This window comes from Delftia sp. ASV31, from assembly GCF_016428765.1.
GTDB lineage: Bacteria > Pseudomonadota > Gammaproteobacteria > Burkholderiales > Burkholderiaceae_C > Comamonas > Comamonas acidovorans.
The window spans coordinates 1-11,621 of sequence record NZ_JAELTK010000003.1; the positions used below are offsets into that span (position 1 = coordinate 1).

The 11,621-nt window shown below is 67.1% G+C and carries 14 protein-coding genes and 1 pseudogene; 10 read left to right on the top strand and 5 right to left on the bottom strand.

Annotated features, from left to right (window positions below; translation table 11 throughout):
- From JHD82_RS30255 to JHD82_RS01605, 4 genes and pseudogenes are all read left to right on the top strand, one after another.
- On the top strand, positions 1 to 190 hold a 190-nt coding region (locus tag JHD82_RS30255; RefSeq protein ID WP_269848124.1), incomplete at its 5' end, for a hypothetical protein.
- 441 nt (positions 191 to 631) lie between these two features.
- A pseudogene (locus JHD82_RS29830) lies at positions 632 to 1,137 on the top strand (IS3 family transposase); the annotation flags it as partial.
- Between the two features lie 31 nt (positions 1,138 to 1,168).
- Positions 1,169 to 1,300 (top strand): hypothetical protein, encoded by a 132-nt coding sequence (locus JHD82_RS30260; RefSeq protein WP_269848125.1) that lies wholly within the window; start codon positions 1,169 to 1,171, stop codon positions 1,298 to 1,300.
- Positions 1,301 to 1,462, top strand: coding sequence for a TonB-dependent receptor (locus JHD82_RS01605; protein ID WP_199135206.1), 162 nt, complete (start codon positions 1,301 to 1,303; stop codon positions 1,460 to 1,462).
- Here JHD82_RS01605 and JHD82_RS30435 read toward each other — a convergent pair.
- A complete protein-coding gene (locus JHD82_RS30435; RefSeq protein WP_199135300.1) occupies positions 1,434 to 1,958 on the bottom strand; it encodes an IclR family transcriptional regulator C-terminal domain-containing protein in 525 nt (174 codons plus the stop codon). The two genes, JHD82_RS01605 and JHD82_RS30435, sit on opposite strands and share 29 nt — an antisense overlap.
- A gap of 28 nt (positions 1,959 to 1,986) precedes the next feature.
- Here JHD82_RS30435 and JHD82_RS01615 point away from each other — a divergent pair, with 28 nt between their 5' ends.
- Together JHD82_RS01615 and JHD82_RS01620 are read left to right on the top strand one after the other, a co-directional pair.
- Positions 1,987 to 2,202 (top strand): hypothetical protein, encoded by a 216-nt coding sequence (locus tag JHD82_RS01615; protein WP_199135207.1) that lies wholly within the window; start codon positions 1,987 to 1,989, stop codon positions 2,200 to 2,202.
- A 155-nt stretch (positions 2,203 to 2,357) separates the two neighbouring features.
- Positions 2,358 to 3,482 carry a sterol desaturase family protein gene (locus tag JHD82_RS01620; RefSeq protein WP_199135208.1) on the top strand — a complete coding sequence of 375 codons (1,125 nt, stop codon included), beginning with the start codon at positions 2,358 to 2,360 and terminating at the stop codon, positions 3,480 to 3,482.
- On the opposite strand, the gene JHD82_RS01625 is transcribed toward JHD82_RS01620, so the two are convergent.
- From JHD82_RS01625 to JHD82_RS01635, 3 genes are all read right to left on the bottom strand, one after another.
- Positions 3,436 to 4,368: a LysR family transcriptional regulator gene (locus tag JHD82_RS01625; protein ID WP_199135209.1), complete on the bottom strand. Its 933-nt coding sequence runs from the start codon at positions 4,366 to 4,368 to the stop codon at positions 3,436 to 3,438. The genes JHD82_RS01620 and JHD82_RS01625 overlap by 47 nt on opposite strands.
- Positions 4,369 to 4,408: 40 nt before the next feature.
- Positions 4,409 to 5,182 carry an SDR family oxidoreductase gene (locus tag JHD82_RS01630; protein WP_016453872.1) on the bottom strand — a complete coding sequence of 258 codons (774 nt, stop codon included), beginning with the start codon at positions 5,180 to 5,182 and terminating at the stop codon, positions 4,409 to 4,411.
- Between the two features lie 473 nt (positions 5,183 to 5,655).
- On the bottom strand, positions 5,656 to 6,900 hold the full coding sequence (locus JHD82_RS01635) for a cyclopropane-fatty-acyl-phospholipid synthase family protein (protein ID WP_199135210.1): 1,245 nt from the start codon (positions 6,898 to 6,900) through the stop codon (positions 5,656 to 5,658).
- A 235-nt stretch (positions 6,901 to 7,135) separates the two neighbouring features.
- Between JHD82_RS01635 and JHD82_RS30265 the strand changes: the two genes are divergently transcribed.
- The 4 genes from JHD82_RS30265 (at position 7,136) to JHD82_RS01650 (ending at position 10,256) form a co-directional block, all read left to right on the top strand.
- Positions 7,136 to 7,270, top strand: coding sequence for a hypothetical protein (locus JHD82_RS30265; protein ID WP_269848126.1), 135 nt, complete (start codon positions 7,136 to 7,138; stop codon positions 7,268 to 7,270).
- Positions 7,261 to 8,088: a hypothetical protein gene (locus JHD82_RS01640; RefSeq protein ID WP_199135211.1), complete on the top strand. Its 828-nt coding sequence runs from the start codon at positions 7,261 to 7,263 to the stop codon at positions 8,086 to 8,088. Before JHD82_RS30265 ends, JHD82_RS01640 begins: the two co-directional genes overlap by 10 nt.
- 58 nt (positions 8,089 to 8,146) lie before the next feature.
- Positions 8,147 to 9,079 carry a DUF4349 domain-containing protein gene (locus JHD82_RS01645; RefSeq protein ID WP_199135212.1) on the top strand — a complete coding sequence of 311 codons (933 nt, stop codon included), beginning with the start codon at positions 8,147 to 8,149 and terminating at the stop codon, positions 9,077 to 9,079.
- 79 nt (positions 9,080 to 9,158) lie between these two features.
- The gene (locus JHD82_RS01650; RefSeq protein ID WP_199135213.1) at positions 9,159 to 10,256 is read left to right on the top strand and encodes a DNA glycosylase AlkZ-like family protein; all 1,098 of its coding nucleotides are present in this window, start codon (positions 9,159 to 9,161) and stop codon (positions 10,254 to 10,256) included.
- 236 nt (positions 10,257 to 10,492) lie between these two features.
- On the opposite strand, the gene JHD82_RS01655 is transcribed toward JHD82_RS01650, so the two are convergent.
- Positions 10,493 to 11,485, bottom strand: a complete 993-nt coding sequence (locus JHD82_RS01655) for a tripartite tricarboxylate transporter substrate binding protein (protein ID WP_199135214.1) — start codon at positions 11,483 to 11,485, stop codon at positions 10,493 to 10,495.
- Between the last annotated feature and the right edge of the window lie 136 nt (positions 11,486 to 11,621).

Below are 11,621 nucleotides of genomic sequence, written 5' to 3' on the forward strand. Positions count from 1 at the left end.
CCCCCCCCCCCCCCCCCCCCCCCCCCCCCCCCCCCCCCCCCCCCCCCCCCCCCCCCCCCCCCCCCCCCCCCCCCCCCCCCCTTACAATGACCCGCCCACCACCGAGAACTACACTGTTCGCATTTCGTCGGCAGCGTCAGATGTGTATAAGAGACAGCAAGAATATTGCCTCATTGGCGGTGTGCTGTAAGCGATTTTTAAGCAGGCAAACCGACGACTTGCCTGCTGATTGTGAGGTGGTGTTTCGGGTGCGAGGTGCTATTGTTGACCACTTGCTACACCGTTATTCGACGCTGGCCACGCGCCCTGGCTTCGTAAGCCTGCGGTCTGGACTTTAGAAATTTGGAGGGCTGTTTGATATATTTCATTGCAGCCTGCTCCAATGTTCATCGGCTGTAATTTTTGATACGGACGGTGCTATGTTGCCATTCCTACGAAAATCAGGAGCAGCTTTACTCCGAAAATTAGTTGTGCCGGCTTTTTAGGCGGATCACAACCTCATAATTTGGATGCTGAGGACGGTTTTGCGATACTGTTCAGCTGCTGAAGGGGTTGCCGCCTGATTGAGATGCGGTCAGAGTTTTTTCAGTGCATTTGTCTTTAATTCGCCACGAGCTCTGCATAACCACTTCGTCGGCTGGTGACGAAGCTGGAAGCCGAGAACAGCCGGCTTCGCAAGGAGCTCGCCGATGCGAAGCTGGACGTAGAAATTCTTCGAAAAGCGACGGCGTACTTTGCCAAGGTGTCGCGATGAAGTACGCCTGGATCGAGAACAATCGCGGCAAGTACACAGTCAGCCGGCTGTGCCGGGTGTTGTTGGTGTCCCGCACAAGGTACTGTCAGTGGCGCGTGCAGCCGCTCAGCACACGGGCGCTGGCGAACGAGGCCCTGGATGCGCAGGTGGCGACGATCCATCGTGACAGCCGAAGAAGCTACGGCCGGCCTCGGATCACGCAGCAGCTTCGCCAGCAGGGTCAGTGCGTGAGCGCCGAGCCTGTTCGTCGAAGTCTCAGGCTTCAGGGCTTGCGCCCGGTCTATCGGCGCGCATATGTGGTGACCACCGCTTCCGTGGATCGGTTGCCGGTGGCTGCCAACATTCTGGATCGGTGCTTCGACGGCTGGCAGCCCACCCGCTCCACCAGACGCCAACGGCCAGCCGGTGTTCTCCGTGCTGCCGCGCAACAGCGCCAAGCTGTACAGCAGCTGCCGCCTGTCCGGCGCCCTGCAGGGGCTGACCGTGGGCGGCAGCCTGCGCTGGCAGAACAAGACGGGCAACGACGGCATCTGGCAGACAGGCTAGGTGAGCGCCAGCCTGATGGCGCGCTACGACATCGACCGTCACCTGAGCGTCGCGCTCAACGTGGACAACTTGATCGACCGCAGCGACTACAGCTTCCCCGGCACCAGCGCCACCTACGCCGCACCGCGCAGCGTCATCGCGTCGGCCAAGTACCGGTTCTGAACTGCGGCAGCGGTCCGGCCCGGCACACCTTGGCCGGACTGCTCACTCGTCCGATCATCTCTACCCATCCCCCCCCAACCTGCGAAATCTCCCCCGCATACCGCTTCAGCAACCCCAGCACCCGCCGCTCGGATTCCGCATCCAGCAAATGACTGGGCCCCATCACCGTCAGCGCCGCGATGATGCTGCCCGACAGGTCGAAGATGGGCACCGACGGCGAGGTGAAATGCGGCAGCAGCGTGTGCTGGCAGCGGCTATAGCCTTGGGCGCGGATGTCGGCGACCAGGGCCTGAACGTCTTCCTGGGTCCGTGGCAGTTGGGCGCCCGGGGATAAGCCAGGGGGCTTGCAGTTGCAGTTCGTCCTGCACGGCCTGGTGGGTGGCGGCGGGGGGCAGGTGGGCGAGGAAGTTGCGGCCCAGGGCCGATGACAGCAGGGGCAGCACGCTGCCCACGCGCAGCTCCAGCAGAGACCGGTTTCTGCCGCCTTCGAAGCGATTGACTATGCGCAAACATTCGACTTTGCCTTGTACACCAACATCTCCATGCACCCCACGGGCGTGAGCGACTGCCAGGTGAATGCCGACAACGAGCGTGGCTTGGTGGCTGTATTCGCTAGCAGGCAGGGCTACTTCAGGCTGGACAGAGTCATTCGCCGCAGCGGTTTCGACTGGCACCAACGGGCAGCATGTTTGCTTTTTTCCAGATATTTGCTGCACAGCAAATATCTGGAAAAACCATAACTTAGCTGCTTTACAAACATTCGTTCAGTGGGTGCACGCACGGGTGGGCGCTGACCCCCAGCCCCTCCCCCACACACTCCCTCCACACCCCCACCCCATAATCCCGCCCGCACCCCCCAGCCCTCCCCCAGGCTTTTCGCAGGCAGGCACAACCCATGACCCCACTGACCGAGCTGTGGCAGGCAGCCATCACCTGGCTCGCCACCCACGCCGTAACCCCCACCGTCCACTGGCTGGACATCGCCCAGGCGGCCGGCGATCCGCGCGAGATTGCCGAGGCGGTGCTGATTGCCGCACTGCAGCTGTTCCTGATCGCGGGCGTGATGCGGCCGCTGGAGAGCCTGTTTCCGGCCGAGCGCTGGAGCGACCGGCGGCTGACCACGGTGGACCGCAACTACACGCTGCTGATGCTGCTGGGGCTGTTTCCACTGTTCAGTTTTCTGGTGCTGATGCCGTTTGCCAGCATGCTGGGCGGCGGGCCGGCGGCCGAGGAGGCCACGGGGCTCAAGCACTGGGTGCCGTGGTTTGCGGACCATCCGGTGGCGCTGTTCCTGGTGTATTACGTGGTCTACGACCTGGTGTATTACTGGATGCACCGCGCCCAGCATGTGATTCCCTGGTGGTGGGCCATGCACAGCATGCACCACAGCCAGCGCCAGATGAGCTGCTGGAGCAATGACCGCAGCCATTACCTGGACGGCATGCTGCAGTCCTTCATCCTGGCCACGGTGGGGCTGGCGATGGGGGTGGAGCCTTCGGAGTTTGCGCTGCTGGGGCTGCTGAGCGAGCTGGTGCAGAACTTCTCGCACGCCAATGTGCGGCTGCGCCTGGGCTGGCTGGGCCGCGTGGGTGAGCGCGTGCTGGTGGGCCCGCTGTTCCACCGCCACCACCACATGCTGCGCGACCCGGAGCGGCCCACGCGCCACAACTGCAATTTTGGGCAGGTGCTGCCCTGGTGGGACATGCTGTTTGGCACGGCGCTGTACACCGACGAGCCCGTGCGCCCCACGGGCGTGAGCGACCCCGAGGTGGATGCCGACAACGAGCGCGGGCTGGTGGCCATGCAGTGGCACACGCTCAAGCGGTTCTGGGGGGCCTTCCGCCGGCGCGAGGGCTGGCGGCTGGGCGATGTGTCCTTCGGGCCTGGTTACCGGCCCATTCATGACGACGACGGGGCCCAGCCCCACCCTGCGGCCGGGGCGGCTGCGGTGACTGGGACCGCCGGGGCTGCGCCTACGGCTCCAGGTTCGGCCGCATCAGCGCCTCGAACCAATCGATGAAAACCGCCAGCCGGCGCGAGCGCTGGCGGCGGTGCGGGTACAGCAGCGCCACGGGCATGGGCGCTGCGCGGTGGGCGGGCAGCACTTCCACCAGCTCGCCCGTGTCCAGCAGGTGCTGCACGTCATAGCGCGGTATCTGGATGAGCCCCAGGCCTGCGCGGCAGCAGGCGATGTAGCTTTCTGCATTGTTGGTCACTACGCGGCTGGGCACGGCCAGGGTCTGCGGCCCATCCACTCCATCCACCCCATCCACATCGCTCGCCCCACTCCATTCCCAGGGCAGTTCCCGCCCCGTGCGCGGCGAGGCATAGCCCACGCTCCAGTGGCCGTGCAGCAGATCCTGGGGCTGCTCGGGCAGGCTGTGCTCGCGCAGGTAGGCGGGGCTGGCGCAGTTGATGAGGGCAATGCAGCCCAGCGGGCGCACGACCAGGCTGCTGTCATGCAGCGTGCCCACGCGCACGGCGCAGTCCACGCCTTCCTGCACCAGGTCGATGGCGCGGTCTGACGAACCCAGCACCAGCTGCAGCCCCGGGTGCCGGCGCATGAGCCCCGGCAGCGCAGGCGCCAGCAGGCGGCGCGCGATGCGGCTGGGCACGTCCACATGCAGCCGGCCCGTGGCTTGGCGCGTGCGGGCCTGGAACATCTGCTCCACATCCTCGGCCTCTGACAGCAGCGGGCGCACACGCTCCAGCAACTGGGCACCATCGGCCGTCAGGCTGACCTGGCGCGTGGTGCGGTGCAGGAGTCTGGCGCCCACCTGCTCCTCCAACTGCTGCACGGCGGCAGACACCGTGGCGCGCGGCAGGTCCAGCGCATGGGCGGCCTTGATGAAGCTGCCCATCTCGGCCACCTGCATGAAGATCCGGTATCGGTCGAGTCGGTCCATGGGACGCAGCATAGTCCGTGCAGCGGTCCTTCCATTTGGCCTACTTGGTGGTGTAGCCGCCGTTGATCAGGATGGTCTGCCCGGTGATCCACCAGCCGTCGCTGACCAGGTGGCGGATGAAGGGCACCACGTCTTCGATATGCGTCAGCCCCGATGGCGAAAACGGCGACAGCGCCGCCGCGCTCTTGTGATAGGCCACGGCGTCCGCGCCTTCCTGGCCGTAGAAGAACGGCGTGTCCATGGGCCCCGGCCCCACGGCTGTGACCGAAATGCCCCGCGCCCCGAACTCCTTGGCCGCCGCCCGCGTGAAATGCTCCACCGGCGCCTTGGTGCCCGCGTAGGAGGAATAAAACGGCGTGAACGCGCCCAGCAGCGAGGTCACCAGGGTCACGATCTTGCCGTGGTCGTTGACATGGCGCCCCGCCTCCTTGAGGAAGAAAAACGCCGACTTGCCGTTGACGGCCGCCATCTCGTCGTACTCCGCCTCGCTGATCTCCATCAGCGGCTTCTTGAGCACCTTGCCCACGGTGTTGATGGCAATGTCCGGCCGGCCCACGGCGTCCACGGCCTCTGCAAAAAGCCGCTCGACAGCGCCGGCACGGGTGAGGTCGCCCTGCAGCGCCACGGCTTCTGCGCCCAGCGCCCGCACTGCGGCCACCGTGGTCTCAGCCTCGGCCCGGGAAGACTCGCTGTTGTAGTGCACCACCACGGCCCGCGCGCCGTGCCCCGCCAGATCCCGGGCAATCAGCCCGCCCAGATTCTTGCCGCCGCCTGCAATCAGCGCCACCTTGCCGCGAATGGAATGGTCTGCCATGGAAACGCTCCTTGTGCTTGGATGAAGCACCCAGCTTAGGCAGCCAGCCCCCCGCGATAAACCCGCGCAGCCGGGATGGATCATCCAGAAAACCAGAACAATCAGCCGCGCCAGCGGCCCCTGCCCCAGGGCAGTTCACTCCGCTCCCCCCCTCCCGTATGCCCGCGCCTGCGTCGTGGCGCTTGCGGGGTTGCAAGCCTGCCGAAGGACAGGCTTGCTTCGTGATCTGACTTGCCGCAGTTGTCTGAGCGGAGCGCGAAGCGCGCAGAGAGTTCTGCGGCAAACCCCGCAAGCGCCACGACGCAGGTTGCCCGCAGCGAAGCGGAGGGTCGCGGGCATCCGGGTCGCCTTCTTTGGCCCGGTTTCTTGGCGAGACAAGAAAGCGGGTCGGCCGCCGGGCCGAGACCCGGCCTCGAAAAAACACCCCCCGGCAGGGTCAAGAACAAGCTACACACCGCCCGCGCGCCAAGACATCAGGACAGTTCCCGCTCGTACATATACCTCCGCGACCAAGGCAACGAAGCAGCCCCCTGCCCCGCCCTCCGACAAACAACCTGAAAAATAGACACATCGTCATGCTCAAACGCATAAGCACACCCCGCCAAATACACCCTCCAAATCCGAAACCTCTCCTCCTCCACCAACGCCCGAATCTCCGGCACGCAAGCCTCAAACCGCTCCAGCCACAACTGCAACGTGCGCACGTAATGCCGCCGCAACCCTTCCACATCCAGCACCTCCAGCCCCCCACGCTGCATGGCCTCCAGCGCCAGGCTCAGATGCGGCAGTTCGCCATCAGGAAACACATAGCGGTCGATGAACGCACCGCCGCCCAACGCCGTGGCGCCCACGTCCGCATCGGTGGAGGTGATGCCGTGGTTCAACGCCAGGCCGTCATCGGCCAGCAGCTCGCGCATGTGCGCAAAGTACATGGGCAGGTTGCGGCGGCCCACATGCTCGAACATGCCGACGCTGGTGATGCGGTCGAAGCGCCCCTGCACGTCGCGGTAGTCCTGCAGGCGGATCTCGATGCGGTCCTGCAGGCCTGCGGCGCGCACGCGCTCGGTGGCCGCTTCGAACTGATTGCGCGACAGGGTCACGCCCACGCAGTGCGCGCCAAAGTGCTGGGCCGCGCGCAGCACCAGGGCACCCCAGCCGCAGCCGATGTCCAGCAGGCGCTGGCCGGGCTGCAGGCGGATCTTGGTGAGGATGTGGTCCAGCTTCTTGCGCTGGGCGGTGGCCAGGTCCTCGTCGCCGTTCTCGAAGTAGGCGCATGAATAGACCATGCCCTCGTCCAGCCAGAGCCGGTAGAAGTCATCGGACACGTCGTAGTGGTACTGGATGGATTCGCGGTCCGTGCTGCGGCTGTGCCTGAAGCGCCTGGCCGCGCGCGCCGCAAGCGCCAGCCGCCCCGGCCCCTTGCCCGTGCCCTGGGTCTTGGACATGCGGCGAGCCAGCGCATAGCCGAAGTCGATGATGTCGGGCAGCCGGCCGTCGATGTCGATCTGGCCCTTCACATAGGCCTGGCCCAGGTGGTCCAGGCTGGGGTCCAGCAGCAGCGGCAGGGCCGAGGCGCTGCGCACGGTGAGCGTGACGCGCGGCTGCTCGAAGCGGCCGAAGTCGAACTGCTCGCCATTCCACAGCACCAGCCGCGCCGGCAGATCGGCCCGCGCACGCACAGCCTCGGCCCAGCGCCTGAGCTTCTTGTCCCAGAACATCGTGCATCTCCCCGGGGCTGGCGGCGCCCCCTTTGACATGAACCGCATGAACCGCATGAAAAGCAAATGACGAGTCTTGCCGCTTCATGTGACGGCAAGACGTCAGCACGACAGCCCGCGCCGGTAGCGGATCGATACAGACCCGATGGCGCCCACACCCCGCCTGCGGCCCGGCTTGGGGCACACTGGCCGGCGTTCCAACGGCCCCGGCGCGAAAGCGCCTGCGACAGACACTATGCAAGCCTATGACCTGAGCATCGAGCACTGCGTCGAGCACCGCAACGAACAACGCAGCACCGGCGGCTATGGCCTGCCGGCCGGATTTCAGGAACCTGCCATCGAACTGGAGCCAGTGACGCCATGGCCATGACCCATACCCAGGCGCTGTCCAAGCTGGCCGCCGACACCCTTGTGCAGACCCTGGAGGAAGACGTGGCGCGCGTGATGGCGCGCACGTTTGCACTGGGCCGGCACGATGCCGCTATCGCGGCCAACTACGGCGGCCATGCCCTGCCGCCCCTGCTGCGGCGCTGGAGCTGCGTGCTGCAGGCCGGTGACGCCAAGGCAACGGCGCTGTACCGGCACAAGACGGCGCTGGCCCTGGCCATCGTGCTGCACCGGAACGGCCTGGCCGACGCGGGCCTGAACACGGCCGCGCGCACGGCCATCGATGTGCTCAATGCCGAGGTGGCGCTCAGCGATGACTTCTTTCGCAAGTCGGCGCAGATCCGCCAGGACTTCCTGGACACGCCGCCCACGCCGCCCAAACGCTCGCCGGGCCTGCCCGACAGCCTGACCTTCTACCGCGCGGCCGACGTGGTGGCCATGGAGCTGGACGGGCGCTTTTACGCCCTGTACGTGCACGGCTGCGCCCGGACCAACCAGAGCCCCATCGTCGAGTTCTACGACGCGGTGTTCGACCATGTGCCGCAGATGGCGGAGCTGGCCGACGTGCGCGCCCGGGGCCGGCGCTACAACGATGGCGTGGGACGGGTGGCGCGGTTTTCCATATCGGGCCTGAAGTTCCTGCCCGACCCGGCAGGCCAGTTCACCCTGGTCAAGGCCTGCGTGGAGACGCCGCCGGACCCCGGCCATCTGCAAAAGGGTGACTGGCTCTACACGGTGTCCGACATCTTCGAGCTGCAGTCCGAGGTGGACTCCATGTTCGGCCCCGGCGGCAAGCCCTGAGCCTTGAGCTTTGAGTCCTGACAGCGGCCTGTTCTTGCCTGTTTTCAAGAGGAAATTCATGACGCATCCCCGGCCTTCCACTCCGTCTTCCCGCATGGCCTTGCCGGCCGCGCTGGCAATGGCTGCCACGCTGGCCCTTGCGGGCTGCAACCAGCGGCATGACACAGCAGCCATGGAATCTGCGCCCGCCCCCGCGCCCATGGCGGGCGGCGCCGGCATGAAGCAAGGCCGCGCCGCCACCGTGCAGGCCGAGGATGCGGCAGCAGCCGCCCCAGAGACATCGGCGCAGGACGAGATGGCCCAGCGTTTCCTGGCCGTGCGCCAGGAGCTGAACGTGGAAGTGCCGCAGGCGCAGCTGGCCGATGCCTGGGGCCAGGTGCGCGACCTGTGTGCCACGCTGCGCTGCGAGCTGCTGTCGGCATCGCTGCTGCGCGAGACGCCCCAGCAGCCCGGCAACGCCATGCTGGAGATGCGCGTGGCGCCGGCCGATGTGCAGCGGCTGCTGGGCACGCTGGCCGGCGTGGCCACCATCGTGTCGCAGAACACCATCAGCGAGGACAAGACGGCCGAGGTGATCGACGTGGAGGCGCGCATCAGGAACCGCACCGAGTTCCGCGACAGCCTGCGCCTGATGCTGCGCGACACCACGACCAAGCGCACCATGTCCGACCTGCTGGAGATACAGCGCACGCTGTCGGACACGCAGGCCGAGCTGGACGCCATGGCCGCCCAGCGCAAGGTGCTGGAGCAGCAGACCAGCAAGCAGCACATACAGATCCAGTTCACGCCCACCCGCGCCCTGGTGCAGGGCGGCACCAGCTACAGCCCCATAGGCCGCGCGCTGCGCGATGCCAGCCATGTGCTGGGCGAGAGCATGGCCGCCCTGATCACCTTCGTGGCGGCCGTGCTGCCCTGGCTGGTGCTGGTGGTGCTGCCGCTGGGCTGGGTGCTGCGCGCGCTGTGGCGGCGCAGGCGTGCCAGGAAGGCCTGAGCGGCACGGCAGGATCAGGAAGTACGGCGGGGCACGGAGACCGGCCCGCCCGGCGGCCCTGCCGTGCTCCAATCAAGCCATGCCCACCGAACCGAGCCTTGACGACCTGCGCCGCCATGCCGTGGCGCGTACCCTGTTCACACCGACCACCCTGCCTGCGGCCATACAGCGCCTGGGCTTTGTGCAGGCAGACCCGATCCGCGCGCCGGCCCGGGCGCAGGACCTGACGCTGCGCCACCGCGTCAAGGACTACCGCGCCGGCGACCTGGAGCGCCGCTACGCGCGCCTGGCGATCGACGAGGACTGCCTGGTCAACTACGGCTTTCTGCCCAGCGAGCACCTGGCGCTGATGCACCCGCGCCAGGCCCGCAAGGCCTGGGATGCCGAGACGCAGCGCAAGGCTGCCGAGGTGCTGGCGTTCGTGCGCGAACGCGGCGCCGTGCATCCGCGCGAGGTGGAGCAGCATTTCTCGCACGGAAGCGTGAAGAACTACTGGGGCGGCTCGGGCAGCGCCAGCACGCAGTTGCTCGACGGCATGCACTACCGCGGCCTGCTGCGCGTCAAGCGCCGTGACAGCGGCACGCGCGTCTACGAGGCCATCGCCCACCCGCCTGCCGACGACAGCCCCGCCGCCAGCGCCCGGCGCGCCGCCGCGCTGATCGACCTGGTGGTGCGCAAGTACGCACCGCTGCCAGCCTCCAGCCTCACCTACCTGGTGCGCCTGCTGGGCTATGGCGCACCCCATCTGGCGCAGCAGACCCAGGCGGCGCTGCGGCTGGCGCGCGAGCAGCTGGCCACCTGCCGCATCGACGGAACCACCTGGTACTGGCCCGCCGACGAGAACCCACGCTCGCGCCGCCATGCCTTCGACGAGCGGCTGCGCCTGCTCGCGCCCTTCGATCCCGTGGTCTGGGACCGGCGACGCTTCACGCTGCTCTGGGGCTGGACCTACAAGTTCGAGGCCTATACGCCACCGGCCCGGCGCCAGCTGGGCTACTACGCCCTGCCCATGCTCTGGCGCGGCCATGTGATCGGCTGGGCCAACCTGCAGGCGCGCGACGGCCGGCTGGAGCCGTCATTCGGCTATGTGGCCGGCGCGGCGCCCGGCGATGCCGCCTTTCGCAGCGCGCTGGATGAGGAGCTGCAGCGCATGGAGCAGTTCCTGGCGCCGCGCTGATGCGCAGGCACTCGCCCCCTGGGCGCGGTGGACGTGATTGGGGGAACTGGTCAAGTTCACCCTGCTGAAGCACGAGACTGCACCGGCTGGACTGCACAGGCTACCTGGTGGACCGATACAGCGAACGCAGGGAGCGGGCGCGAGCGCTCCCCCGCCGACGAGCGGCCTTTCATGGTCTCTGGGCACATGCTGCAGCAGTACCCGTGCCTCAAGGCCGGCAGGCAGCCGGACCGCCCTCAGTTCATGCGCGGCAGATTCGCCGCCTTGATGGCCGCGCCCATGGACTCATGGCCCTGGACCAGCTTCCTGCGGTATTCGGCGCCGGTGAGCGGCGCCGGGTCCACGCCGGCTGACTCGAAGATGCGCGCCACCTGGGACCCCTCGGCGGCTGCCATGGCGACGCGTTCCAGCCTGTCGCGCAGGGCCGGGGGTACGCCCTTGGGGTAGGCCAGGCCGATCCAGGAGTCGATCTCCACGTCGTAGCCCTGCTCCCTGAGCGTGGGCACCTCGGGCAACTCCTTCCAGCGCATGGGGCTGGCGCTGGCCAGCAGGCGCATTTTTCCGGCCTTGACGTGCTGGACGATGTCCGAGGGGTTCTGCACGATGACGTCCACCTGCCCGCCGATCAGGCCGGCCACGGTCTCTGCGCCGGACTTGTAGTTGATCTCCTCGAACCTGCCGCCCGTCTTGCGCCCCAGCTCGTACATGGCCAGGTTGTTGGGCGCGGACGGCGCGCCGAAGAAGATGCCCTTGCCCTGGCGGGACGCGGCCACCAGGTCGGCCATGGTTTTATAGGGCGAGTCCGCGCGCACGGCCACGCCATAGCGGTAGCGGGCCACGCCTGCGATGAAGTCGAAGTCATCGACCTTGTAGTCCACCTTCATGAGGTGGGGCGTGATGGCGATGGTCGAAAACGTCACCACGCCCAGCGTATAGCCGTCGGGCTTTTGCCGGGCCAGAGACGAGACGCCCAGCGTGCCCTGCGCCCCCGCGCGGTTGTTGGGCACCACGGGCTTTTTGAGCAGGCCCTCCATGGCATTGCCGATGGCGCGCGAGGCCACGTCGGTATTGCCGCCTGCGCCGTAGTTGATGATCAGGGTCAGTTCCCGCTCGGGAAACGCGTCCGTGCCCTGGGCCAGCGCCGGGGCGCCGGCTGCGGCCGCCAGCGCTGCCGCGCAGAAGGCCGAAAGCAGGCATCTGCGAGATGCGGGGGATGGATATGCATGCATGGTTGTCTCTCGTTGCGATCTTGGGTTCTGTCGTCTTTGGAAGTCGTGCTTTCACGGTGCTGCGCACTACCCACTGACCGGGAAACAGGCACGCCCTGGAAGTGGGGGCACCGAGGAAGGGCCGCCCCGCACCGAG

Bases quoted from the DNA above. Each gene is read 5' to 3' on its own strand.
- JHD82_RS01620 (WP_199135208.1), top strand. From the start codon at position 2,358: ATGACCCCACTGACCGAGCTGTGGCAGGCAGCCATCACCTGGCTCGCC.
- JHD82_RS01625 (WP_199135209.1), bottom strand. From the start codon at position 4,368: ATGGACCGACTCGACCGATACCGGATCTTCATGCAGGTGGCCGAGATG.
- JHD82_RS01630 (WP_016453872.1), bottom strand. From the start codon at position 5,182: ATGGCAGACCATTCCATTCGCGGCAAGGTGGCGCTGATTGCAGGCGGC.
- JHD82_RS01635 (WP_199135210.1), bottom strand. From the start codon at position 6,900: ATGTTCTGGGACAAGAAGCTCAGGCGCTGGGCCGAGGCTGTGCGTGCG.
- JHD82_RS30265 (WP_269848126.1), top strand. From the start codon at position 7,136: ATGCAAGCCTATGACCTGAGCATCGAGCACTGCGTCGAGCACCGCAAC.
- JHD82_RS01640 (WP_199135211.1), top strand. From the start codon at position 7,261: ATGGCCATGACCCATACCCAGGCGCTGTCCAAGCTGGCCGCCGACACC.
- JHD82_RS01645 (WP_199135212.1), top strand. From the start codon at position 8,147: ATGACGCATCCCCGGCCTTCCACTCCGTCTTCCCGCATGGCCTTGCCG.
- JHD82_RS01650 (WP_199135213.1), top strand. From the start codon at position 9,159: ATGCCCACCGAACCGAGCCTTGACGACCTGCGCCGCCATGCCGTGGCG.
- JHD82_RS01655 (WP_199135214.1), bottom strand. From the start codon at position 11,485: ATGCATGCATATCCATCCCCCGCATCTCGCAGATGCCTGCTTTCGGCC.